Annotated in this window: 19 protein-coding genes; 6 read left to right on the top strand and 13 right to left on the bottom strand. The window is 65.5% G+C overall.

All coding sequences use genetic code 11. From position 1 onward, the window contains the following. The first annotated feature begins 162 nt into the window (after positions 1-162). From V6M50_RS05800 to V6M50_RS05790, 3 genes are all read left to right on the top strand, one after another. A complete protein-coding gene (locus tag V6M50_RS05800) occupies positions 163-3,198 on the top strand; it encodes a TonB-dependent receptor (protein WP_332817608.1) in 3,036 nt (1,011 codons plus the stop codon). Positions 3,199-3,269: 71 nt separating this feature from the next. Continuing rightward, the gene (locus tag V6M50_RS05795; RefSeq protein ID WP_332817607.1) at positions 3,270-4,763 is read left to right on the top strand and encodes a glucoamylase family protein; all 1,494 of its coding nucleotides are present in this window, start codon (positions 3,270-3,272) and stop codon (positions 4,761-4,763) included. Between the two features lies 1 nt (position 4,764). Next, positions 4,765-5,931: an SGNH/GDSL hydrolase family protein gene (locus V6M50_RS05790; protein WP_332817606.1), complete on the top strand. Its 1,167-nt coding sequence runs from the start codon at positions 4,765-4,767 to the stop codon at positions 5,929-5,931. Here V6M50_RS05790 and V6M50_RS05785 read toward each other — a convergent pair. The 10 genes from V6M50_RS05785 to V6M50_RS05740 form a co-directional block, all read right to left on the bottom strand. Continuing rightward, entirely contained in the window at positions 5,928-8,102 is a 2,175-nt protein-coding gene (locus V6M50_RS05785; RefSeq protein WP_332817605.1) for a glycoside hydrolase family 2 protein, read from the bottom strand. The two genes, V6M50_RS05790 and V6M50_RS05785, sit on opposite strands and share 4 nt — an antisense overlap. A 2-nt stretch (positions 8,103-8,104) precedes the next feature. After that, positions 8,105-8,977, bottom strand: coding sequence for an endonuclease/exonuclease/phosphatase family protein (locus V6M50_RS05780; RefSeq protein ID WP_332817604.1), 873 nt, complete (start codon positions 8,975-8,977; stop codon positions 8,105-8,107). Next, on the bottom strand, positions 8,974-10,320 hold the full coding sequence (locus V6M50_RS05775; protein WP_332817603.1) for a GH1 family beta-glucosidase: 1,347 nt from the start codon (positions 10,318-10,320) through the stop codon (positions 8,974-8,976). Before V6M50_RS05775 ends, V6M50_RS05780 begins: the two co-directional genes overlap by 4 nt. Then, positions 10,317-11,075, bottom strand: a complete 759-nt coding sequence (locus V6M50_RS05770) for an alpha/beta hydrolase-fold protein (RefSeq protein WP_332817602.1) — start codon at positions 11,073-11,075, stop codon at positions 10,317-10,319. The genes V6M50_RS05775 and V6M50_RS05770 overlap by 4 nt, the downstream gene beginning before the upstream one ends. A 23-nt stretch (positions 11,076-11,098) precedes the next feature. Further along, on the bottom strand, positions 11,099-11,914 hold the full coding sequence (locus tag V6M50_RS05765; protein WP_332817601.1) for a carbohydrate ABC transporter permease: 816 nt from the start codon (positions 11,912-11,914) through the stop codon (positions 11,099-11,101). After that, the gene (locus V6M50_RS05760; protein WP_332817600.1) at positions 11,911-12,807 is read right to left on the bottom strand and encodes a carbohydrate ABC transporter permease; all 897 of its coding nucleotides are present in this window, start codon (positions 12,805-12,807) and stop codon (positions 11,911-11,913) included. Before V6M50_RS05760 ends, V6M50_RS05765 begins: the two co-directional genes overlap by 4 nt. Beyond that, positions 12,804-14,072: an extracellular solute-binding protein gene (locus V6M50_RS05755; protein WP_332817599.1), complete on the bottom strand. Its 1,269-nt coding sequence runs from the start codon at positions 14,070-14,072 to the stop codon at positions 12,804-12,806. The genes V6M50_RS05760 and V6M50_RS05755 overlap by 4 nt, the downstream gene beginning before the upstream one ends. 16 nt (positions 14,073-14,088) lie before the next feature. Then, a complete protein-coding gene (locus tag V6M50_RS05750) occupies positions 14,089-15,132 on the bottom strand; it encodes a LacI family DNA-binding transcriptional regulator (RefSeq protein WP_332817598.1) in 1,044 nt (347 codons plus the stop codon). Positions 15,133-15,250: 118 nt separating this feature from the next. Continuing rightward, complete coding sequence (locus V6M50_RS05745; RefSeq protein WP_332817597.1) at positions 15,251-16,336, bottom strand: ABC transporter ATP-binding protein; 1,086 nt, start codon at positions 16,334-16,336, stop codon at positions 15,251-15,253. A gap of 35 nt (positions 16,337-16,371) precedes the next feature. Further along, complete coding sequence (locus tag V6M50_RS05740; protein WP_332817596.1) at positions 16,372-17,742, bottom strand: MFS transporter; 1,371 nt, start codon at positions 17,740-17,742, stop codon at positions 16,372-16,374. 255 nt (positions 17,743-17,997) lie between these two features. Between V6M50_RS05740 and guaB the strand changes: the two genes are divergently transcribed. The 3 genes from guaB to V6M50_RS05725 are packed head-to-tail and all read left to right on the top strand — an operon-like array spanning position 17,998 to position 21,218. Further along, a complete protein-coding gene (guaB, locus tag V6M50_RS05735; protein ID WP_332817595.1) occupies positions 17,998-19,455 on the top strand; it encodes an IMP dehydrogenase in 1,458 nt (485 codons plus the stop codon). Positions 19,456-19,464: 9 nt separating this feature from the next. Then, positions 19,465-20,655 carry an RsmB/NOP family class I SAM-dependent RNA methyltransferase gene (locus V6M50_RS05730; protein WP_332817594.1) on the top strand — a complete coding sequence of 397 codons (1,191 nt, stop codon included), beginning with the start codon at positions 19,465-19,467 and terminating at the stop codon, positions 20,653-20,655. Positions 20,656-20,687: 32 nt separating this feature from the next. Then, the gene (locus tag V6M50_RS05725) at positions 20,688-21,218 is read left to right on the top strand and encodes a tetratricopeptide repeat protein (protein ID WP_332817593.1); all 531 of its coding nucleotides are present in this window, start codon (positions 20,688-20,690) and stop codon (positions 21,216-21,218) included. A gap of 6 nt (positions 21,219-21,224) precedes the next feature. On the opposite strand, the gene rsmA is transcribed toward V6M50_RS05725, so the two are convergent. From rsmA to V6M50_RS05710, 3 genes are read right to left on the bottom strand one after another with little or no spacing between them, the layout of a single operon-like run. Further along, a complete protein-coding gene (rsmA, locus tag V6M50_RS05720) occupies positions 21,225-22,064 on the bottom strand; it encodes a 16S rRNA (adenine(1518)-N(6)/adenine(1519)-N(6))-dimethyltransferase RsmA (RefSeq protein ID WP_332817592.1) in 840 nt (279 codons plus the stop codon). Further along, the gene (gene pdxA / locus V6M50_RS05715) at positions 22,061-23,080 is read right to left on the bottom strand and encodes a 4-hydroxythreonine-4-phosphate dehydrogenase PdxA (RefSeq protein WP_332817591.1); all 1,020 of its coding nucleotides are present in this window, start codon (positions 23,078-23,080) and stop codon (positions 22,061-22,063) included. Before pdxA ends, rsmA begins: the two co-directional genes overlap by 4 nt. Beyond that, complete coding sequence (locus V6M50_RS05710; RefSeq protein ID WP_332817590.1) at positions 23,080-24,420, bottom strand: peptidylprolyl isomerase; 1,341 nt, start codon at positions 24,418-24,420, stop codon at positions 23,080-23,082. Before V6M50_RS05710 ends, pdxA begins: the two co-directional genes overlap by 1 nt. Positions 24,421-24,435 lie beyond the last annotated feature (15 nt).

Genomic DNA, 24,435 nt, shown 5'->3' with positions numbered 1-24,435 from the left:
TGTCCACCTGTGTCGCTTCCCCCTATACAGTGATCGTGAAACCGGTTACAAATCAAAAAAACAACGACGCGATTTCCCGCGATTCGTCGCTGACCGGGTGGCAAGGCCGACCAGCGAATGAGGCGAAAGCGGGAAATGTCGGGGCCAAAAAGGGAGGATGCCGTGAAGTTTTCGCATGATTTTCAGACCAATTCCGCACGCCGGTCGCGCGCCCGGACGCTCGCCGCCGCTCTGGCGTGGAGCAGCGCCGGTACGGCCTTGGCGATCGGGGTCGCGACCCCGGCCCATGCGCAGGTGTCGAACGCATCGCTACGCGGGACGGTGAAGGCCGAAGGCGGCGTGTCGCAGGTCACCGCGATCAACGTCAACACCGGCCTGACGCGCAGCGTCGCGGTCGGCGAAAGCGGCAGCTACAATATCGCTTCGCTTCCGGTCGGGACCTATCGGCTTGAAATCACGACCCCGGGCGGCGTGCGCAACACCGACGAATTCACCCTTTCGGTTGGGCAGAGTGCCGTGCTCGACTTCGATTTCTCGCAGCCCGACATCGCCGAAGGCGCGGGCGACGCGATCATCGTCACGGGCACCCGCATCCGTTCGATGGAGGGTGGCGAGGTCGGTTCGAACATCACCCAGCGCCAGATCGAGGTGTTGCCGCAGAACAACCGCAACTTCCTGGCCTTTGCCGACCTGGCGCCGGGCGTCCAGTTCGTGACCGGCAGCACGGGCCAATCGCGTCTGCAAGGCGGCGCCCAGGACAGCCGCGGCGTCAACATCTTCATCGATGGCGTCGGGCAGAAGGACTATGTCCTTAAAAACGGCATCACGGGCCAGGATTCGACGCAGGGCAATCCCTTCCCGCAGCTCGCGGTCGGCGAATATCGCGTCATTTCGTCGAACTATAAGGCCGAATTCGACCAGGTCAGCTCGGTCGCGATCACCGCGGTGACCAAGTCGGGAACCAACGAATTCCACGGCGAAGCCTTTATCGATTATACCGACCAGAGCCTTCGCGACGCGCGGCCGACCGAACTCACGACCCGCAAGGTCAAGACGAAGGATTTCCAGTTCGGCGGCGCGCTCGGCGGTCCGATCATCAAGGACATGCTGCACTTCTTCGTGACCTACGAAGGCAAGCGCCAGCAACAACCCGTCGACGTCCAGCCGGGGCTGAACCTGCCGGTCAGCTATTTCCCGTCCGAATATCAGGACGTGTTTGGCCCGACCAACGCGACGTTCAACGAAGATCTTTATTTCGGCAAGCTCAGCTTCCAGCCGTCGAACAGCGATCTGATCGAGGTGTCGGGAAAATTCCGCAAGGAAAGCGGCGAATTCCTGGGCAGCGGCTTCAACGCGCGCAGCACGATCAGCTCGCAGGACGTCGAGGAACTGCGCGTCACCGGGCGCTGGGAGCACACGACCGACAATTGGATCAACGATTTCAAGCTGACCTATGAAGACGTCAGCTGGTCGCCGACGCCGACCGTATTCGGCAACGGCTTCCTCTTCGCCTATGCCGGCCCGTCGCCGACCAACCCGCAGCCCGGCGTCGTCGTGCGCGGCGACATCCTGCGCGTCGGCGGCGGCAGCAATTTTCAGGACAAGGGCCAGAAGGGCTGGGGCGTCCAGAACGATTTCACCTGGACCGGCTTCGAAGGCCACACGATCAAGGTCGGCGCCAAGGCGAAATGGGTCGAGCTCAACTCGCTGCAGCTCAACGGCTTCAACCCCGTCTATACCTATAATCCGGCGTTCAATCCCGGCGGTGGCACCTTCAACGACGATGTGCCCTACCGCGTCCAGTTCGGCGCCTCCACGGGCAATGGCAGCCCGATCATCAATTCCAAGAATTTCCAGTTCGGCATCTATGTGCAGGACGACTGGGAGGTCACCGATCGGCTGACGCTGAACCTCGGCGTGCGCTGGGACTATGAGCGGACCCCGGCTTTCCTCGATTTCGTCCACCCCGCCGACGCGGTGAACGCGGTGTCGCCGGCCAGATATCCGAACCTGGTCAACGCCGACTACGACATCAACGACTACATCTCGACGGGCAAAGAGCGCAAGGCGTTCACGGGCGCTTGGCAGCCGCGCATCGGTTTCAGCTACGAGTTCGACGACGACGGGCGTTTCGTGGTGTTCGGTGGAGCCGGCCGTTCTTACGACCGTAACCAGTTCGACTTCCTGCAGCAGGAAATCAGTACCGGTTCCTATACCACGCGCACCTTCAACTTCATCACCGGTGACCCGAACAATAGCTGCGCGCCCGGGCCGACCTGCGTGCCGTGGAACCCGATCTACCTGACCGAAGCGGGCCGCGCGCAGCTGCTCGCGGGCGCCGGGGCGGGTGGCGGCCGCGAGCTGCGTTTCATCGACAACGACCTGAAGGTTCCCTATTCGGACCAGTTCAGCCTGGGCTTCCGCGCCAAGGTGACGCCGTTGTTCGAGGCGGAGGTCGGTTACAGCCACATCGAATCGAAGGACGGCTTCGCCTATCTGCTCGGCAACCGCCGGCCCGACGGTACCTTCTTCCCGCCGGCACCCGCCGCGCCGAACTCGCCCTTCGGCTTCGCGCCTCCGGGTTTCGGGTCGATCATCATCGGCACCAACGGGATCGAAACCAGCGCGGACACGGGCTATCTCAAGCTCGTCAAGAACTACACTGTCGCGTCGCCGTGGAGCTTCTCGGCGACCTATACCTATACCGAAGCCGAGGAAAACCGGCAGTTTGGCGAGACCTTCAGCCTCGATTTCCCGTCGCTCGACGACTATACAGTCACGCGTTCGAGCGGTGTGCGCAAGCATCGGCTGGTCGCGACGGGCTCGGTCGATCTGCCGATCGGCGTGACGCTGTCGGGTAAGTTCCAGGTCGCGTCGCCGCCCTATCTCAAGGCGTTCATCAACCAGGGCGGCGCCAATCCCAGCCGCACGGTCGTCTCGAACGAAGCCGATGGCAACGGCGATCGCTGGGGCTTCCGCCAGATGGATGTCGCGATCACCAAATATATCCCGGTTCGGTTCATCACCGAGGAATCGCGCCTGCGGCTCCGCGTCGACATTCTGAACCTGTTCAACGATCGCAACTATGTCGATTACAACAACGACCCGTCATCGCCCCGCTATCTCGAGATTTCGGGTATTGGTGTTGGCGGGAACACGCCGCGGACGGTAAAGGTATCGGCCGGCTTCTCATTCTGATCGGCTGAAAAGGCGCCCGGTCGCAACACCCCTCCCGTTGACCGGGCGCCTCATTTGTTTTGGAGTATCGAATGTCGTTCCGGCTCGGGGCGTTTGCCTTGCCCCTGGTGGCGTTGACCGCCGCTTGCACCACCACGCCGGCGCCCACCACGACGGCCGCTGTTCCCCCACCGACCCTGGCGCCGATGACCGAGGCGGCCTTTTCGGAAGAGCTGACCGAGCGCACCTTCCGCTATTTCTGGGACACCACCGACACCGAACGTTGCCTCGCGCCCGATCGCTGGCCGAGCAATCCCTTTTCGTCGATCGCGGCGACCGGCTTTGCGCTCACCGCTTATGGCATCGGCGCCGAGCGCGGCTATGTGACGCGCGCCGAGGCGGCGGAGCGCACGCGCGACTGCCTGCGCTTCTACTGGAATGCACCGCAGGGCCCCGCGGCCGCTGGGGTCACCGGGCACAAGGGCTTCTTCTATCATTTCCTGAAGAATGACGACGGCACGCGGTTCAGGACGACCGAGCTGTCGACCGTCGACACCAGCCTGTTCCTCGGCGGCGCGCTGTTCGCGCAAAGCTATTATGACCGCGACGATCGGGTCGAGGCCGAGATCCGCGACCTCGCCGAGAAAATCTATACGCGCGTCGACTGGCGCTGGGCACAGCGCAACACGACGGGGACGCAAGCGAAGAATCTCGCCAATTCGCACGCGATCACGATGGGCTGGAAGCCCGAGAAGGGTTTCGAAACGCACGACTGGGTCGGCTATAACGAGGGGATGCTCGTCTATGTGCTCGCGCTCGGCTCGCCGACGCACGCCGTCGGCAAGGATGCGTGGGACAAGGGCTGGGCGGCCGAGCTCGAAAAGGACTGGGGCACCTATTACGGGCAGGAGCATCTGCAGTTCGAGCCGCTGTTCGGGCACCAGTACAGCCACGTCTGGGTCGATTTTCGCGGTATCCGCGACGAATATATGCGCGGCAAGGGCATCGACTATTTCGAGAACAGCCGCCGCGCGACGCTGTCGCAGCGCGCCTATGGCGCCGACAATCCGAACAAATGGAGGGGATACAGCGCCGACATCTGGGGCTGGACCGCGTCCGACGGGCCGGGATATTCGAAGGACAAATATAGCGTCGGCGGAACCCCGCGCTTCTTCAACGGCTATATGGCGCGCGGGGCCAGCGCGATCCGCGTCGTCGACGACGGCACGATCGTCCCGACCGCGGCGGGCGGCTCGGTCGCCTTCGCGCCCGACGTGACGATCCCCGCACTGATGGCGATGCGAACCCAATATGGCGAGCGGCTTTACACGCGTTATGGTTTCAAGGACGCCTTCAACCCCAGCTTCACCTTTGCCGATGCGGGTTCGCGCGGCGGCACGATCGATCCCGTCCACGGCTGGGTCGCCAACGATTATCTCGGTATCGACCAGGGCCCGATCCTCGCGATGATGGAAAATCACCGCAGCGGCTTCGTGTGGAAGGTGATGCGCAAGAATCCGCACATCGTGCGCGGCCTCAAGCGCATCGGGTTCGAGGGTGGCTGGCTCGACAAGGCGGCGAAATAGCATGATGCGTCGCCCGCTTCTCGCCTGGGCGACGGCCGTATCGCTGGTTCTGGCACCCGCCGCTGCCGCCAGGGAGCATTGGACCCGCGCCTGGACGTCGAGCCTGTGGCAGGGCAACGAGCGTCAGGTCATTGCGGTCGAAAACCAGACGCTGCGTTCGGAAATCCGGATCGGAGCGGGGGGCGACGCCGTCCGGATATGGTTGGCCAATGATTTTGGACGCATGCCCGTCCGCATCAACGCGGTCACGCTGCGAATGCCCGACGGGCGCTTCGTCCCCGTGCGCTTTGCGGGGCAGGCGTCGGCGCGCGTCGCAATCGGCGCGCCGCTGGTCAGCGATCCAGTCGAGGTGACGGTCAAGCCCTTCGACCTGATCCAGGTTTCGATCCATCTCGCCGCGCCGACGACGCTCGTCGGGGTGCATGTCGACCACGCTAACATGCTGCAGATTTCGCCGCCGGGCGATCATAGCGGGGTCGAAAGCTGGAAAGGAGCGGCGACGAACGAACTGCGGCCGCTGATCGCCGGTATCGACGTAAAGGGACCGCGCGCGCGGCCCGTCATCGTCGCGTTCGGCGATTCGATCACCGATGCGTCGAGCTGCCCGAACAGCGACCCCGAGCCTTGCCGCTGGAGCGAAGTGCTCGGGCGGCGACTGCATGGCGCGGGCAAACCGCATGTCGTCGTCAACCAGGGGATCGGCGGTAACAAGATTTTGACCCCGGTGGCCGGGCCCAACGCGCTTGCCCGCCTCGATCGCGATGTGCTCGCCATCCCCGGCGTAACGCACCTCCTGTTGCTCGAGGGGATCAACGATATTGGGACCTCGGGCGATACCGGCATCACCGCCGACGAATTGATCGAGGGCTATCGCCAGCTCACATTGCGTGCGCAGGCGCATGGCATCAAGGTGGTCGCGATGACCGTGATGCCCTTTGAAGGCGCGGGCTATTACCGGCCCGAGCGTGAGGAAATCCGCCAGCGGCTCAACGCCTGGATCCGCGATGCCGGGATATTCGACGCGGTCTTCGATATGGAAAAGGTGACGGCCGATCCTGCGAAGCCAAAGCGATTGCGCAGCGACCTGCAGATCGGCGACAATCTCCACCCCAATGCCGCGGGCCAGCGCGCGATGGGAGAGGCGATCCCGCTCGCGCTGTTTCGTTAGGGCGCCGCGACCAAATTCCATTCGACACGGTCGTCGAGCCGCGCCGCCCCGATTGTTGCCTGCGCCGTCACGATATTCGGACCGGCGATCAGCCGGACATCGTCCTTTGCGCAGATGCGGTCGATGCACGGCACCTCGCCCAGCGCCGTTCCGTTCAGTGTCAGCGCGACGCGGTCGGCGTTGCTATAGACCCTGATCTGCGTCAGCGCCTCGGTACGCTCGGTCCAGCGGCGGCTGGTGATATGGAGCACCGGCTCCGCCGACCATTGCGCCTTGTAGTAGAAAAAGGCGTCCTTCTTCACCTTGCGATCGAAGGTCACGAGGCCCTTGTCGTTGATGTCGGTCGCGTCGCCTTCCTGCCGGATTTTCGACGCGAAATCGAACATGTTCCAGATCCAGTTGGCCCAGAGATAGGGGCGGTCGCGCAGTTGCGGCCAGCTCTGCTCATGATACCAGCTCTGGAACTCCTCGGGGTGCATGCGGCTGGCGTGGGCGATTTTGTGCTTCGCCCCATCCTGGACATGCTGGCTCAGCGCGCCGCCCGCGCCATATTCGCTGACCGAGATCGGAATGGCCGGATAGCGCGCGTGCATCCGGTCGAGATGCGGGCCGAGGTCGGCGACGTCGCGATAATACCAACCATAATAGCGGTTATAGCCCATCAGGTCGGACAGGCCCGTCAGCACCGGCTGCCGCGCCCGCGCGCCCGCCGGGGCCGCGCCCTCATGCGTCGCTTCGCAGCAGTCGGCGATCACCGTCGGGCGCGCCGGGTCCTCGGCGTGCGCCAGCGCGTTGAGTTCGCGCAGCAGCGGCCGCGCATCGGTGCTGGGGGGCGCTCGCCCCGTCACGACGTCGAGATCGACTTCATTGCCGATCCCCCAGGTTACCACCGAAGGGTGATTGTGGTTCTGCCGGATCAGCTCGGCCATCTGCGCCTTCGCATTGGCAATCAGTTCGGGCGAGCCGGCCGAGCCGTCGTTCGACGGTCGGTTGACGAAGGGAATCTCCGCCCAGACGATCATGCCATAGCGATCGGCGAGTTCGAACCATTCGGGCGCATGCTGGTAATGGGCAAAGCGCACGGTATTCGCGCCCATTTCGGCGATCAGCGCCATGTCGCGTTCGTGATCCTCGGGCGACAGCGCCCAGCCTTTGCCGAGGTAATCCTGATGCCGCGACACGCCATGCAGCGGCAGCTGCTTGCCGTTGAGATGGAAGCCGCTGTTCGGATCGACGCGGAACTCGCGGAAGCCCACAGGAACGGTGACGCCATCGAGCGTGGTCGCGGCGTCGGCGAGCCGGGCTTCGAGGCGGTAGAGATAGGGATCGGCGCGCCCGTTCCAGCGCCGCGGCGCGGCGACCTGAAGGTTCATGGCTGCCTCAGCCTGCCCGGCGGTCAGCGGCGTCGTGCCTTCGGCGACGGTGCGCCCTCCGGCATCGCGCAGGATCGCGACGAGGCTTTGCCCTGCCGCCGCACCCGCCAGCTTGACCCGCACCGCGAGCTCGCCCGAACCATCGCTTCCTATCTTCGGCGTCGCATAGACCCCCGGTCCGCCATGGTCGTCGAGCGCGATATGGCTCGGCGCGACATGGAGCAGGCGTGCGGGACGATAGAGCCCGCCGTGGATGAAGAAATCGCCGTCGAGCGGCACGATATGCTGCGTCGAGCTGTCGAGCACCGGGGCGCTGTTGTCGGCGCGCAGCAGGAGGGTGTTCGGCCCCGCCGGGTCGAGATAATCGGTGAGATCGAAGCGGAAGCGCGAGAAGGCGCCGGCGTGGCTGCCGACATGCCGGCCGTTCACCCACAGGTCGGCAAGATTGCCCACGGCCTCGAACTCGATGACGTGGCGCTTGAGCGGCGGTAGCGGCGCGTCCAGCCGCAGCCGGTACCAGCCCTTGCCCTGCCGGTTGTCGGTCGCCGCGGTCCGGCCGATGCGATATTCGCCCAACCGGTTCCATGTGTGCGGCAGCGTGATCGCTTGCCACTCGGCATCGGGCAGCGCGAGTGCGGCTTCGGGTGTCAGGCTGTTATCGAAACGGAATTGCCATCCCGAGGCGAGCTCGGTCGCGGTCCGCGCCGCGACCGGGGCGGCGGACAGCGGCGCCGGGGGCGGACCGGCCGAGCAGGCGGCGAGCAGCACGGTGGTGAGGAGCATCAACCACCGCGCCATCGTCAGCAGCCCTTGCCGACGCACAGGTCGGCGAGCACCGGATAATGGTCGGACGGCAGGCGCCCGCCCGTCTGCTGCGTCAGCGTCGCATGGCGCAGTACCGTAACTCCGTCGCCGACGAAGATATGGTCGATCGGGCTGGGTTCGACCTGTTCGATCTTGAAGCCGGTGAAGGTTCCGAGCGGTCCGAAATGCGGAGTGCGGCTGATCGCCAATGTATCGTGCAGGGCGATGCGGCCGGGCGCGTTTTCGACGATCGCATCATGCGGGGGACTATCGGCCGGACTGTTGAAATCGCCCATCAGCACCACCGTCTCCCCGGTCTTGCGATTGTCGCCGATCCAGCGGCGAATCTGCCGCGCACTTTCGAGCCGCGCTGTCGTGCCGATATGATCGAAATGGGTGTTCACGACCAGCAGCATATGGTGCGAAGCCTTGTCCTTCAGCCGCGCCCAGCTTGCGACGCGGGGAAGGGCGGCGTCCCAGCCTTTGCTGGGGGCATTGGGCGTCGGTGACAGCCAGAAGGTGCCAGATGCGAGCAGCGTAAAGCGGTCGCGGCGGAAACCGAGCGGCGAAAATTCGCCCTTTTCCTTGCCGTCATCGCGCGCGACGCCGACGAAGGCATAGCCGGGAAGGTCGGCCTCGACCGCCTGCTTCTGGTGCAGCAGCACCTCCTGCATGCCGACGAGGTCGGGGGCATAATAAGCGACAAGGCCGATCAGCGCGCTGCGCCGGTTCGGCCACGCATTATCGCCATCCGACGCGAGATCGAGCCGGATGTTATAGCTCATCGCGCTATAGCGGTCGGTGCGGTCCTTCGCCGCCGCAGGCAGCGCGAGCAGCGCCGCGAAGAAGATGATCAGCCAGCGGGTCATCCGAGGTTCCCCCCGTTGGCCGCGATGACGCTGCTGTAAAAGCGTGCGCTGCGTTTCGGCGTGCGAACCTGCGTTTCATAATCGACATGGACGATGCCGAAGCGCTTCGAAAAGCCCAAAGACCATTCGAGATTGTCGAGCAGCGACCACGCCATATAGCCGCGCACATCGACGCCCTTCTTGATCGCGTCGCCGATCGCCGAAATGTGGGTGCGGAGGTAATCGCAGCGCAGCGGGTCGTCGATCCCGTCGGGGCCCGCGGTCGGCGGGTCGTAGAAGGCCGCGCCATTTTCGGTGATATAGACGGGGATGTCGCCATAGGTGTCGCGGAACCAGACGAGCATGTCGGTGAGCGCGGGCGGATAGACTTCCCAGTCGGTCGTCGTGTGGGTCGCGATCTGCTTCACCGGCGAGGCGCCGACCGGCCACTGGTTCGGATCGGCCTTCACGACGTTGCGCGTATAATAATTGATCCCGATGAAATCGACCGGCTGGCAGATATCCTTGAGGTCCTCGGCCGGCCAATTGGGCCACGCTTCGCCGAACACCTCGGCGAGTTCGGCGGGGTAGCTGCCCTTCAATGCCGGGTCGAGATATTGGCGGTTCATATAGGCGTGCGCGCGCGCCGTCGCGGCGACGTCCTCGGGGCTGTCGCTCGCCGGATATTTGGGTTCGATATTGACGACGAGGCCGATCTCGTGCGCGCCTTCGCTGCGATAAGCCTGCACCGCCTGTCCGTGCGCGCGCATCAGATTGTGGCTCGCGATCGGGGTTTCGAACAGGTTGCGATGGCCGGGCGCGAGCGCGCCGTGGAGATAGCCGCCGTCGGTGATCACCCACGGTTCGTTGAGCGTCACCCATTTCTTCACGCGCCCGTCGAGGCGGCGGTACATCACCGAGCCATACTCCGCGAACCACGCTGCGCTGTCGCGGTTGAGCCAGCCGCCCTTGTCGTCGAGCGCCGCGGGCAGGTCCCAATGGTGAAGCGTCAGCAGCGGCTCGATGTCATGCTTCAGCAGCGTATCGACCAGCCGCTCGTAAAATCCGAGGCCGGGCTCGTTCACGCGCCCGATTCCCTCGGGCAAAACGCGGCCCCAGTTGACGCTGAAGCGATAGGCCTTGAGGCCCAGTTCCTTCATCAGCGCGACGTCGCTTTCCATGCGGTTATAATGGTCGCACGCGATGTCGCCGGTGTCGCCCTTCGCCGCCATCAACCGCGGGTCGTGGCTGAAGCGCTGCCAGATGCTCGCGCCCGCGCCATCGGCGAGCGGCGATCCTTCGATCTGATAGGCAGCGGTTGCCGCGCCCCACAGGAAATCGTCGGGGAAAACTGTCTGCGTCATTTTTTGTCCTTGTTGGTGTTCTGGGGAGAGGGGAGCTTGTGTTCGAGCAACCAGGCATAGAGCGCCGGATCGTCATAGGCGGGATCCCAGCTATTGTGGCCGAGATCGGGATAGATGGTCAGGCGGACCTTGCGGCCACCGCAGGCGCGGATCGCGCGCGCCATGTTGAAACTGCCTTCGGGGACGACAACATCGTCGCGGTCGCCGTGAAAGGCCCAAACGGGCAGGTCCATCAGGCGGCAGGCTTCGCCGGGATTGCCACGGCCCGCGACGAGCGCGACCGCGGCAAAGCGTTTGGGTTCGGCGATCGCCCAGCGCCAGCTCGCGTGCCCGCCGCGGCTGAGCCCGGTCAGGTACACGCGCGCGGGATCGATGCGATAGGTTTTGGCGATATGGTCGACCAGCCGGTCGAGTTTTTCGACATCCCAATCCTGATCGGCGCCGAGCAGCGGTGACACGGTGAGGAAGGGGAAGTCCGGGTCGCGGTCGGCGATCTTGGGCGGGCCGTGGACCTTCACCTTCGCGACATCGTCGCCGCGCTCGCCCGAACCGTGGAGGAAGATCAGCAGTGGATATGGCTTTGCCGTGTCGGCCAGATAGCCCTTCGGCAGGAACAGCTGATAGGGATAGTTTCCGGGCTCGATCGCCTGCTGGGGCGTCTGTCCCTCGACCATAAGCGGCATCTTTGTCCTTGCGGTGGTGGGGCTAGGCACGGTGAGGGCGAGGCCCAGCAACGCCGCGGTCCAATATTTCATTCGAACTTCCTTGGTTGAAAGGGTCATCCCTTGACGCTCCCGGTCAGCAAGCCGCTCAAATAGAAGCGCTGGAGCGCGAGGAAGAGGATCAGCACGGGCAGCGTGGTGACCACCGCGCCCGCCATCATCAGCTCATTGTCCTGCACATGCTCGCGGCTCATCGCGGCGAGCGCGACGGGTAGCGTGTAGAGATTCTGGTCGGCAAGGATGATCAGCGGCCACATGAAGTCGTTCCAGCTGCCGAGAAACACGAACAGCGCCAGCGTGACGAGGATCGGGGTGAGGATCGGCAGCACGATACGGCGGAGGATCTGCGCCTCGCTCGCCCCGTCGATGCGCGCCGCCTCGAGCATCTCGTCGGGGATCGACAGGCAATATTGGCGGACGAGGAAAATGCCGAAAATCCCAGCCAGCCAGGGCACGAGCGCCCCGGCATAGCTGTTGACGAGCCCCATCGCCTTCAATTCGAGGAATAGCGGCAGCATGCCGATCTGCCCCGGAACGACGAGCGCGGCGACGAGCATACGGAAGGTCGCATCACGCCCCTTGAAGCGCAGCTTGGCAAAGGCATAGCCCGCTGGGACGGTGAAGAGCAGCGCCAGCAGCGTCGAGAGCGTTGAGACCAGCAGGCTGTTGGCGAGGAAGCGCCCGATGCCGAAGGTGCCGAACAGGGTGCGGTAATTTTCGAGACTGGGATCACTGGGGAGCAGCGGCGGCGGGAATTGCGACGCCTCGCCGCGTGCCATGAAGCTGACCGAGAGCATCCAGAGCAAGGGTGCAATGGTGAGCAGCGCGACGAACGCGGCAAGCAGCGTGACTGACCAGCGGCGCATACTCATATCGCGCCGCTCCGCTTGGCCAGCCGCAACTGCACCAGCGTCACCGCCAGGATGCAGAGGAAGAGCAGGAACGCGACCGCCGCCCCCGACCCAAGGTTCCACCATTTGAACCCTTCCTCATACATGAAGTAGAGGATGGTGACGGTCGACTGGGCGGGGCCGCCTTGCGTCATCACATAGGGTTCGGCGAACAGCTGGAACATCGCCGCGACGGTCAGCACCGAGACGAGCAGGACCGTCGGCGCGATCGCGGGCAGGGTGACATGACGCAGCCGCGTGAACCATCCCGCGCCATCGATCCGCGCCGCCTCGTCAAGCTCGCGCGGCACCGTCTGCAGCGCGGCAAGGAAGATGATCATGTTGTAGCCGAAGGTCTTCCACCCGACGAAGATCAGGATCGCGGGCAGCGAGGCGCTGGGGCTGCCGAGCCAGTCGACCGGGCCGATGCCGACCAGCGACAGCAGGTAATTGACGAGGCCGTAGCGCGTGTGGAGCAGGTAACGCCACACGACCGCGGTCGCGACCAGCGTCGTCACATAGGGCGCGAACAGCGCGACCCGCCACACGGGCCGCCATTTCAGCCAGCGCGAATTGACGAGCATCGCAGCGAAGAGCGAGAGCGCGACGACGAAGGGGGTGCCCACGGCCACAAACAGCAGCGTGTTCGTCATCGCCTTCCAGAACAGCGGGTTTTCAACCAGCCTTGCGTAATTCTGGAAGCCGACGAAGCGGAGGTTGTCGAGGTTCGCGAGCGCATAGATGTCGAAATCGGTGAAGCTCAGGAACAGCGACGCAATTGCGGGAACGACGAAGAAGACTATGATCGCTGCGAGCGCGGGCGATGCCATCGTCCACCCCGCGCGCGCCTCGCCGCTGCGCCCGGCCGCACTCACAGCGCGAACCCCTTGTCGAGCATCCAGCGCCGCTTTTCGAGCAAACGGTCGGCGCGCCGGTCGATCTCTTTCGCGGCGGCATCGACGCCGTATTGGCCGCGTACCATGCGTTCGGCGACGACCTGCATTTCGGTGACGATGCGCTCCCATTCGGGTACCTTGGGCAGCGCGGTCGCGCGGTCGAGCTGCGTTGCAAAAGGGGCCACGACAGGATCGCTGGCAATTCCCGCGTCGCGCCATACCGATCGCCGCGCTGGCAGGTCGCCGGTCAGTTGATGGAACTTCAGCTGCGCCGCGGGCGCGAGCAGGCGCGTCAGCAGATCCCACGCCGCATCAGGATTTTCGGTGCCGGCAAAGACGACGAGGCTCGATCCCCCAGGCGCCGCCGACCCGATGCCGCCGGGGCCGGGATTGGGCGCGGTGCCCCATTTGGCCTGCATGCCGGCGGGCAGGCGCTCCTTCATGTCGCCGATCGTCCACGGACCCGAGAGGAAGATGCTGAAAAAGCCGCGCGCGAACTCGTTCCAGATGTTCGAAATCTGAGTCGCCGAGGTGACCGGCGCGAGCTTTTCGTCGAACAGCGATTTATAGAAGGCGAGCGCCGCCTTGAATTCGGGATCCGAAAAGGCGCCGCGCGACCCGTTGTCGCGCAGCAGCCGGGCGCCCGCCGACAAGGCGATGGTCAGCAGCTGCTCGAATTCGTTGACGGGCAGCAGCACGGCATAATTGCCGTCGCCGGCGAGGGCTTTCACCTTGTGCAGCGCGGCTTTCCACCCCGCCCAGTCGAGCGGCGGCGCGGCGTAGCCCGCGCGCGCGAACATGTCTTTGCGGTAATATTGCAGCCGCGTGTCGACATACCAGGGGATCGCCCAAGTCTGGCCCGCGATGCGGTTGGTGTCGACTACCGCGGCAAACTGGTCGTCGAGCAGGCCCTGTGCCGATGCGGGCACCGGGGCGATCGCGCCGATCGCCGCCATCTCGGCGATCCAGCTATTGCCGACCTGCCCGATCGCGGGCAGCGAGCCGCCGGCAAAACCGGTAAGCAATTTCTCGTGTGCCGCGGTCCACGGCAGCGGCTGCACCGTCACCTTGGGCGCTCCAGCAGGCAAGGCGAGGCTTTTCAGCAGTTCAGGCAGGCTCGCGGCTTCATTGCCCATCGCCCAGATCGTCAACCCGTCGCCGCTGTGCGTGCCGCAGCCGCCGAGCATCGGCAGCAAAGGCAGCGCCGCCAGCGCGCCGGTCACCTGGCGCCGCGTTACCTGCATCGGGCGGCGGCTTTCGTCACAGCTGGGCGCCGAGCACCGGCGCTTTCCCGGTCACCTCGACAATGGCCGCACCGCCCGTCGTGCCGCGCGCGATCAGCGTCGGGGTCAGGATCGTTGCACTCGTCGCGCCCAGCGTTTCGCCGCGCAGGATGCGCAGCAACATCATCATCGCGGTCGATCCCAGCCGGTCGATGTTGACCTGCATGGTCGATAGCGAGGGATTGAGGTGCCGCGCGAGCGGAATATCGTCGAACCCCGCCACCATGACGTCACCGGGCACCGACTTGCCCGCCTCGGCCAGTTGGGCGATCAGCCCGACCGCCATCTGGTCGTTTGCCGCAAAAACCGCATCGACGGGAAGCTGTCCCTGCACCAGCAGGCGGCCGGCTTGTGCGCCGCTTTCTTCCGAAAAATCGCCGGGCAGGATCGCCGGATTCGAAATCTTGGCGATCTTCGCCATCGCGTCGACGAAGCCGCGCTGGCGATCGCGCGCGTCGCGGTTGTGCTTCGGCCCGGCAATGTGGACGACCTGCCGCGCGCCGCGCGCGAGCAGCGCTTCGGTCATCGCATAGGCGCCGCGATAATTGTCGACCGCCACGAACGGCAGATCGAGCGTCCCCGCATCATAGTTGAGAAGGACGGTCGGCAGGACCGGATCGAGATAGCCCGACAATAATTCGGGCTTCACATCGGGCGGCATCACGAGCAGCCCGTCGACCCGCCCGCGCATCGCCGCGATCGCCGCAGCGGTTTCGTGCGTGCTGCCGTGCATGTTGCCGAGCAGCAGGTGCATCCCCGATTCATGCGCGACAAGGTCGATACCGCGGATGATTTCGGAGAAGAATTCGCCGAACAGGTCGGGCAGGATCACGCCGACGGTATCGGTTTTGCGCCGTGTCAGGCTGCGCGCGCCGCTGTGCGGGACGAAATTGAGTTTCTTGACCGCGGCCATCACCGCGGCTTTCGTCGGCGCAGTGACATTGCTGTGGCCGTTGATCGCGCGCGATGCCGTGGCGACCGAAACCCCCGCTTCGCGGGCCACGTCCCTCAAAGTAGCCATGATGTTCGCCCCTCTTCCCTCCGATGGCGCCGGGCCGCTGTTGCGACTCCGTCTATTATCCGATTACCGGGCGCGGAAACGTTCACAACGTAACCGGTTACATGGACAAAAAGCAAGGTCATTCGGGCTCTCCCGAGCGCAGCGCGCGACCTTCCGTATCGAACAGGTGCAGATGCTCGGGTGGCAGCAGCGCCACGATTTTTTCGCCTTCGCGCAGGGCCCCATCGTCGCGCAGCTGGCACGCGATCGGCTCGCTGCCGCCTCCACCCTGCAAATGCACGGTGACGAGGCCGCCGAGCCGCTCGACGAAGCCGATAGTAAAAGCCAGCGCGCCGGGCACGTCGCCGATCCTGATGTCCTCGGGCCTGATGCCGACCGACACCAATGTTCCGGGCGCGAGCGGCGCCGTAAGGGGGGGCAGGGCGATGCTGCGCCCGTCGGCCAGTTCGGCCCGCCCCCCGTCTGCGACCACAGCAGCCAGAATATTCATGCGCGGCGTGCCCAGAAACTGGGCGACGAAGATATTCGCGGGCCGGGCGTACAACTCGCGCGGGGACCCGACCTGCTCGATGCGCCCGTCGCGCAGCACGATGATACGGTCGGCGAGCGTCATCGCCTCGACCTGGTCGTGCGTGACGTACAGCGTCGTCGTGCCGAGCGTGCGGTGCAGGCTCGCAAACTCGTACCGCATCCGCACGCGCAGGTCGGCGTCAAGGTTCGACAGGGGTTCGTCGAACAGGAAAATCTGCGGCCGGCGGACGATCGCACGCCCGATCGCGACGCGCTGGCGCTGCCCGCCCGACAGCGCCGCGGGCTTGCGGTCGAGCAGCGCCTCGATGTTCAATATCCCCGCCGCGCGGCGCACTGCATCGTCGATCTCGGGCTTGGCGGCCTTCGCGATCTTCAGCCCGAACGCCATATTTTCGCGGACGGTGAGGTGCGGGTAGAGCGCATAGGACTGGAACACCATCGCGATCCCGCGCTCCGACGGCGGCAACGCGGTTACATCGCGGTCGCCGATGACGATGCTGCCGCCGGTCAGTTCCTCAAGCCCCGCGACGACCCGTAGCAGCGTCGATTTGCCGCATCCCGACGGGCCGACGATCACCGTGAATTCCCCGTCGGCGACGTCGATCGACACGCCTTTCAGCACCTCGGTCTCGCCAAAGTTCTTGCGCGCGCCGCGGATCGACAGTCCGGCCATTATTCTCCCTTACCCCCTCGGCGCGTGCGCTGTTGTCAGTGAACGGTTGCGCCCGCACTTGCCTGGCGCGCCGGCGCGCGCCCGGCCGCGATGGCGAAGACGCACAGCACGGCATAACAGAGCGCCGGCAGGATCAGCGCTGCGGCATAACCCATCGCACCCGACAAGGCGCCGACGATGACGGGAACGATCGCGCCGCCGATAATCGCGGTGCAAAGCAAGCCCGACGTTGCCTCGGCGCGGGCATCCGAGCGTTCGAGGGTCAGGGTGAAGATCACCGGGAACATGATCGAGTTGAACAACCCGATCGCCAGCGCGACGAAACCTGAATTCACGCCGCCGACGAATACCACATAGAGGCACATCAGGCATGCGATCGCGGTAAACAGCGCGAGCAAGCGCGCTGCCGGTGCGAGCGCGAGCAGCACCGACCCGATCGCCCGGCCGACCATCGCGCCGCCCCAATAGAAGGCGACCGCCTTGCCCGCCTCTTGCAGCGACACGCCGGCGACGCCGTCGCTGCCCATCGCAAAGCCGAGCAAGGGGACGCTGAATGCAGCGTCGGACTGGCCCCAGATCGCGTCGCTGTTGAGGAACAATGCCATCTGCGTGCCGATCGCGACCTCGGCACCGACATAGAGGAAGATCGCGATCGCGCCGATCCGCGCCCAGCGCGACGCCAGCGCCTCGCGGATCAACTCGCCCATGCTGACAGGCGGGCCCACCGGCGCCGGCGGCACGGCGGCATCGACGATGCGCCGGCTGAACCAGAAAAAGACGAACAGCGCAGCGATCAAACCGCACAGCCAGAAATAGGCCGAGTCGATGCCGGCCAGCGCCTGGTCGCGAACCGCGTCGGTCAGCGCCGCGCCATCCTTGACCTCGACGCCCTCCAGGAACAGGTGGGCGCCGATCAGCGGGCCCAAAAATGTGCCGAAGCTGTTGAAGGTCTGACTAAACGTCAGCCGGAAATGGCTCCACTTGGGATTGCCGAGCGCGGCCGCGAGCGGGTTCGCCGCGACCTGAAGCACGGTGATGCCGCTCGCGAGGATGAACAGGCCGACCAGCACGAGGATATAGACCGCGAGATTGGCCGCGAGCAGCATGACGAGGCAGCCGCCGACCATTGTCGCCAGCGCCGCAAGAATCGACGGCACCGAATTGAAGCGCGCGATCAGCTTGGCGGCGGGAAAGGACATCAGGCCATAGGCCGCGAAAAAGGCGAAAGCCGGAAGCTGCGTCATCGTATCGCTGAGCGTGAAGATGCCCTTCACCGCGGCGACGAGCGGGTCGATCAGCGAGGTGATGAAGCCCCAGGCGAAGAAAAGCACGGTAACTGCGGCAAAGGCCGCCATGGCATTCGACCGTCCGCCATTCTTGGCGGGCGCCGGGTTGGGCAGGTCCATGCTGATTATCCTCTTCGCCAAAATTATGTTATGGGCAGGGTCTAACTGGACGCCGAACCCAATGCAACCGGTTACATTCCGGCCTGCGCGACGCCGTTCGGCTGCGCTTGAGGATGCAGTCCGGCGCCCCGTGAAATATTCGTTCGCCCCACTGGCGCGCGCGCGCCCGACTGGTTACATGGGCCGCCACCAAACGAATCGCGCGTGCCGTCCTGAAATCCGGGGCAGGCGCCGCCCGCACCAGAAAGTGGCCCAATGGAAATCACGACCGGTCTGACCTTTGACGATGTGCTGCTGGTGCCCGGCCCATCGGACATCCTGCCGAGCGACGCCGTTTTGTCGACCCGGCTGACCGGCGAGATCAGCCTCAACATCCCGATCCTCTCTTCGGCGATGGATACGGTGACCGAGGCCGACATGGCGATCCTGATGGCGCAGATCGGCGGCATTGGCGTGCTCCATCGGAACCTGACGATCGAGGAACAGGCTGCGGCGGTACGCCAGGTGAAGCGCTTTGAAAGCGGCATGATAGTCAACCCGATCACCATCACCCCCGAAGCACCGCTGTCTTACGCCACCGCGCTGATGGACCAGCACAGGATTTCGGGCATCCCGGTGGTCGAGACAGGCGGCAAGCTGGTCGGCATCCTGACCCACCGCGACGTCCGCTTCGCCGACAATCCCGGCCAGCCGGTGCGCGAGCTGATGACCGCCGACAATCTCGCCACCGTCCGTCCCGGCGTCGGGCAGGATGAGGCGCGCAAGCTGCTGCACCAGCGTCGCATCGAAAAGCTGCTCGTGGTCGACGATGATTATCGCTGCATCGGCCTGATCACGGTCAAGGACATGGAAAAGGCGGTCAATTTCCCCGACGCGACCAAGGACGGCACCGGCCGCCTGCGCGTCGCGGCGGCGACCAACACCGGCGATTCGGGGATCGAGCGCGCCGAGGCGCTGCTCGAGGCCGAATGCGACCTGATCGTCGTCGACACCGCGCACGGCCACAGCAAGCTGGTCGGGCAGACGGTCGAGCGTATCAAGAAGCTGTCGAACCGCGTCCAGATCCTTGCGGGTAATGTCGCGACGGGCGATGCGACCCGCGCGCTGATCGACGCCGGCGCCGACGGCGTAAAGGTCGGCATCGGCCCCGGATCGATCTGCACGACGCGCGTCGTCGCGGGGGTCGGCGTGCCGCAGCTCACCGCAATCCTCGACAGCGTCGAGCAGGCCGCGAAGCAGAACATCCCCGTCATCGCCGATGGCGGCCTGCGGACCTCGGGCGACATCGCCAAGGCGCTGGCGGCGGGCGCATCGTGCGTGATGGTCGGCTCGCTGCTCGCGGGCACCGCCGAAGCGCCCGGCGAAACTTTCCTGTTCCAGGGCCGGACGTACAAGAGCTATCGCGGCATGGGCAGCGTTGGCGCGATGGCGCGCGGTTCGGCCGACCGCTATTTCCAGCAGGACATCAAGGACCAGATGAAGCTGGTTCCCGAAGGGATCGAAGGCCAGGTGCCGTTCAAGGGCCCCGCGAAGGACGTGATTCACCAGCTTGTCGGCGGGGTGAAGGCCGCGATGGGTTATACCGGCAGCCGCACGCTGAACGACCTGCGCGAGCGGGCGAAATTTGTTCGCATCACCAACGCGGGCCTGCGCGAAAGCCATGTCCACGACGTTGCGATCACCCGCGAGGCGCCGAACTATCCGGCGGGTTGAGGCCGGCCGATGACGCCCGCAGCACGTGTTCAGGCAGCCATCGAGATCCTCAATGCCATCGCGACTGCTGCGCGCGAAGGCGGGGCGCCGGCCGACAGCGTTTTCGCCGAAGCGATGCGCGCGCGCCGCTATGCCGGGTCGAAGGATCGCCGCGCGATCCGTGCGCTCGTCTATGATGCGATCCGCGTGGTGCGCTCGGCGCCCGCGTCGGGCCGCGCGGCGATGCTCGCGCTCGCCGACCGACAGCCCGATATAGCCGCTTTGTTTGACGGCTCGCCCTATGGGCCCGCGCCGATTGCTGCCGATGAAGCGCGCGCCGAAGCCGGGCTGGCCGCGACCGCGCTGGTCGAGCTTTTCGATCCGCTGGTCGGCGAGGAAGAGGCCGAAGCGATGCTCGCCCGCGCGCCGCTCGACCTTCGCGCCAACCGGCTGAAGGCGACGCAGGGCGATCTTGCGGCGCTGTTTCCCGATGGTGAAGCGATCGCGGGGCTCGTCGACGGTTGGCGCCTTCCACCCGAAACCGCCGCCGTCCAGGACCCCGCCTATACCGCGGGACAATATGAAGTACAGGATGCGGCGAGCCAATATGCTTCGATCGCGCTGGGTGCCGCTGCGGAGATGCGGATCGTCGACCTCTGCGCCGGGGCCGGGGGCAAGACGCTGGCGATCGCGTCGGTAACGGGCGACGCAGCCGACATTCTTGCCTGCGACACCAACCGCGCGCGCCTCCAGCAACTGCCGCCGCGTGCCGAGCGCGCGGGCGCGATGCGGATCGAAACGCGGCTGCTCAACCCCGGTAAAGAGATCGAGATGCTCGACGACTGGATGGGGTCGGCCGACCGCGTCTTCGTCGATGCTCCCTGTTCGGGAAGCGGGACATGGCGGCGGAGCCCCGAACTGCGCTGGCGCCTCACCCCCGTGCGGCTCGAACGCCATCTCGCCGACCAGGCGAAATTGATCGACATTGGTGCGCAGATGGTGGCGCCGGGCGGCAAACTCCTCTATGCCGTCTGCTCGATCATCGCACGCGAGGGGCGCGCACAGGTGGGTGATTTTCTGACCCGGAACCCCGGCTGGACCGCCGATGCCGGCATCCTGCCCGAAGGCGTCGGCCGCGCGGCGGGCAGCGGTTTTCTGCTCACCCCGGGGCACGACGGCTGCGATGGATTTTTTCTCGCACGACTGACGGCACCATGTTAGCATCGCCGCCAATGAAGCGATGGGAGAATGCGATGCGCGTCGGTTTTCTGGCTCTTGCGGCGGGTGCTATCCTTGCCAGCCTGCCCACCGCGTCCGACGCCCAGCGCGCCGATAACGACATTTTCCCGCGCTCGATCGCGCTCCAGCACGAAGGGCAGAAGGCGCAGGAAGCGGGCAACCTCAGCGCTGCCATCGATTATTATGAATCGGCGCTCGCCGCGGATCCTCGTAACCGTTCGGCGATCATTGCGTTGGCGCAGGTCGCGCGCGCGCAGGGACTGCCGGGCAAAGCGATCGGCCTCTATCGCGAAGCTTTGGTGCTCGAGCCCAATGACGTCGTCGCGCTGACCGGACAGGGTGAGGCGCTGGCCGACAAGGGCGCGCTCGAACTGGCCCGCGAAAAGCTCGCCGAAGCGCAGCGTGTGTGCAGTTCGAAATGCCCGCAGGTCGCGACGCTCGAAAAGACGATCCAGGTGAGCGATGCCAAGCGCGTCGTGGCGGCCGAGGCCATCGCGCCCAAGCCCGTCGTCGCGACGGTGGGTGCCAGCAGCAACCAGAATTGATCGGTCCTAGGCGCCCAGCGCCCTCGCCAGTGCCACCCATTCGGCGACGCTGACCGTTTCGGCGCGGCGCGTCGGGTCGATCCCCAGCGCCTCGGCTGCGGCAACTGCCCCTTCGACGCCTTTCAGGCTCTGCCGCAGCATTTTGCGCCGCTGGCCGAAACCCTTTTCGGTCAGCTTCGACAGCCGCTTCGGATCGACGCCCTCGGGCTGTTCCGCCGGAACGACATGGACGATCGCCGACATCACCTTGGGCGGCGGGGTGAAGGCCGAGCGATGGACCTTCATCGCGATCTTCGCGGTCGATCGCCACTGGGCGAGCACCGCAAGCCGGCCGAAGGCGTTCGTGCCGACCGGCGCGACGATGCGCTCGGCGACCTCAAGCTGGAACATCAGGGTCAGCGATTGCCAACGCGGCGGCCAGCTTGCGGGTTCGAGCCAACGGGTGAAGAGTGCGGTGCCGACATTATAGGGCAGGTTGGCAACGATGTGATAAGAGGCTCCGCCGGTCAGCGCGTCAACGTCGACCGCCATCGCGTCGTCGGCGACGACCTGTAACTGCCCCGGGAAAACCTCTGCCAGCTCAGCAAGCAGCGGCAGGCAGCGGTCGTCGCGTTCGACCGCGATCACCTTCGCTCCGGCCCGCAGCAGCGCGCGCGTCAGTCCGCCGGGGCCGGGACCGACCTCGAACACGGTGGCGCCGTCGAGATCGCCGGGCAGCGCGGCGATGCGATCGAGCAATTGCTCGTCGAACAGGAAATTCTGCCCCAACGCCTTGCTCGCCGACAGGCCGTGCGTGCGCACCGTCTCGCGCAGTGGGGGCAGGTTCGGTGCTGGCCTGGCGGTCACTTTGCCGGTGCGCAGCTACGCTCGCGGGTCGCGGCGAGCTTTGCGGCAAGCGCTATCGCGGCGATCGTCGGGCCGGGATCGGCGGTGCCGGTGCCGGCGATATTGAACGCCGTGCCATGGTCGGGCGAGGTGCGGATGATCGGCAGGCCCAGCGTCAGATTGACCCCGTCGTGGAAATGGAGCGCCTTGAACGGGGTCAGCGCCTGGTCGTGATAGGCGCAGAGCAGCGCATCGTAGCGCGCACGAACCGCGGGGGCGAACAGTCCGTCGGCCGCCTGCGGCCCGTCGACGATGATCCCTTCGTCGGCCAGCTGGGCAACCGCGGGCGCCATGATGCGTAGTTCTTCACTGCCCAATTGACCGCTCTCACCCGCATGCGGGTTGAGGCCTGCGAGCGCGATGCGCGGCGTATCAATGCCGAAATCGCGGCGCAGGCCGCGCGCGACGATCCGCGCCTTGGCGACGATCAACTCGACGGTCAGCCGCTCGGGCACCTCGGCCAGCGGGATATGCACCGTCAGCGGGACGACGCGCAGGCTGGGGCCGGCGAGCATCATGACGGCGTTGGTGGCGGTCACGCCGCAGCGTTCGGCGATGAATTCGGTCTGCCCCGGATGGGTATAGCCGATGCCGTGCAGCGCATATTTGGATACCGAGCCGGTGACGAGCGCCGAACTCGCCTGGTTGCGGGTCAGGCCGATGCCGGTTTCGAGCGCATGGAGCGCACAGGTCGCGCCGGCGGGGGTCGGTATGCCGGGGGTCAGCGGTCCGCTGTCTTCGAGGTGCCAGACGGGCAGGGCGTCGTCGAACGTCCGGATTACCTCAGCCATGTCGCCGACGCGCGCGATCGGGCCATCCCAGACGGCGGCGATCGCGGCGATGTCGCCGATGGCGACGAAGGGCGGCAAATGGTTTTCGCGTCGCGCGGCCCAGGCGCGGGCCGTGACTTCGGGGCCGACGCCGGCCGGGTCACCCATGGTGACCGCGATCGGGCGTCGATTGCTGTACTCAGACATCAGCTATATTCGATCACGGCATCCCGGCGCAGGTCGCGCAGATAGCGCTGGGCTCGCTTGTTGACCTTTTCTTCCAGCAAGCGCTGTTCGATCTGCTCGAGGTTCGCGGTGGTCGCGGTCTGCGGCAAGTCGCGGCCGCACAGCACCAGGACGCTGACGCCCTCGTTCGCGGCGCCGAATGGCTGCGTCGTCTGGCCGATCTGAAGGCTGACCAACGTGTTTTGAAGCGGTGCCGGCAGTTGGCGCATTTCGATATTGTCGCGCGACACCACATTGGCGCCCAGCTTCTGCGCGACCGCGTCGGCGCCGCCGCAACCCGCGATACCGCGCGTCGCTTCGGCGAACTGGCTCGCCAGTTCGGACGCCCGGGCCTGCGTCGTCCCGGCGGGGAAATCGAGCGAAATCTGTTTCAGGCTGAGTACCGCGTCGCGCGGATCGGCGGTCAGCACCTGGCGCCGGTCGATCATCAGCATGATCGAGAGGCCGCCGGGAACCTCGACCGGGCCGACGAGCTGGCCGGGCTGCATCTGCGACGCCGCATCGGCCATCGACTGCGGCAGCAAGGCGGGTTTCACCCATCCGAGGTCGCCGCCGACGCTGGCGGTCGATGCTTCGGAAAACTGACGGGCATAAGCGGCAAAACTGCCGCCCGCCTGCAGCGCCTGAATGATTTTCCGGGCGTTTTCCGTCACTGCGGCGGCATTTTCGGGGGTCGCCGACAGATAGATTTCGCCCAGATGGAATTCATCCTGGCCCTTGGCTTCGTTAAGCCGCTTCTCGACGGCCTGGACCTCGTCGGTCGACACGTTCGTCGTCGACTGAATGTTGCGCGACAACAGGCGATCCCAGGCGAATTCGCCGCGGATCTGCTGCTTCACCGCGGCCGCCGACGATCCCTTGGATGCCAGATAGGCCGAAAACTGGTCGGGCGTCTGCTTGAAACGCGTCGCGAGGCGCGCGAACTGATCGTTGACGACATTCTCGTCGATCGTGATCTCGGCCGCCTTGGCTTCCTGGATCTGCAATTTTTCGTCGATCAGATTGCTGAACACCTGGCTGCGCAACCGCTGGAGCTCCTCCGGCGGCAGTTCGACATTGTTGTTCGCGATACGGATCAGCGCCATGCGCTGCTCGATGTCGGTCGCGGTGATAATCTCGCCGTTCACCGTGGCCGAGGGGCGATAGACGTTGCTCTTGGCATCGCCAAAAATCTGGACATTGCCCGGGATGTTGAGGCTGGTCGTCGGAACAGTGTCGTCGCTGACGGTCTGGGCGATCACTGGCGTCACACCCACGGCCGCCACGGCGATCAGTCCGATCATGGTCGAAAATTTGGTCATTGCTACCCTATTCGA

Origin of the sequence: Sphingopyxis sp. (assembly GCF_036675685.1) — a bacterium.
Lineage (GTDB): Bacteria > Pseudomonadota > Alphaproteobacteria > Sphingomonadales > Sphingomonadaceae > Sphingopyxis.
The sequence above is the reverse complement of the archived record's forward strand: the minus strand, read 5'-3'. Positions and strand labels throughout refer to the sequence as shown.